This is a genomic window from Mycobacterium sp. DBP42 (genome assembly GCF_005924235.1).
Taxonomy (GTDB): Bacteria; Actinomycetota; Actinomycetes; order Mycobacteriales; family Mycobacteriaceae; genus Mycobacterium; species Mycobacterium syngnathidarum.
Genome location: NZ_VCMY01000108.1, coordinates 1 through 578 on the forward strand (window position 1 = coordinate 1; position 578 = coordinate 578).

The following is a 578-nucleotide window of genomic DNA, read 5'->3' on the forward strand; positions in this document are numbered from 1 at the left end:
GGCAAGCTGGCCGATTGCCGCTCGACGGACCCGACGAAGTCGGAACTGTATGTGGTGGAGGGTGACTCGGCCGGTGGCTCGGCCAAGAGCGGCCGCGACTCGATGTTCCAGGCGATCCTGCCCCTTCGCGGCAAGATCATCAACGTCGAAAAGGCCCGTATCGACCGGGTTTTGAAGAACACCGAAGTCCAGGCGATCATCACCGCGCTGGGCACCGGTATCCACGACGAGTTCGACATCTCCAAGCTGCGCTATCACAAGATCGTGTTGATGGCCGACGCCGACGTGGACGGTCAGCACATCTCCACGCTGCTGTTGACGTTGCTGTTCCGATTCATGAAACCGCTTGTCGAGCACGGCCACATCTTTTTGGCCCAGCCGCCGTTGTACAAGCTCAAGTGGCAGCGTCAGGAGCCGGAGTTCGCCTACTCCGACCGCGAGCGCGACGGTCTGTTGGAGGCCGGCCGGGCGGCCGGCAAACGCATCAACGTCGACGACGGTATCCAGCGTTACAAGGGTCTGGGCGAGATGGATGCCAAGGAACTGTGGGAAACCACCATGGACCCGACAGTGCGGGT

At 61.8% G+C, this 578-nt stretch carries 1 protein-coding gene; it reads left to right on the top strand.

Going from position 1 to position 578, the window contains the following annotated elements:
• Positions 1-578: toprim domain-containing protein (locus tag E0T84_RS31595; RefSeq protein ID WP_249383798.1), on the top strand; the 578-nt coding region annotated here is incomplete at both ends.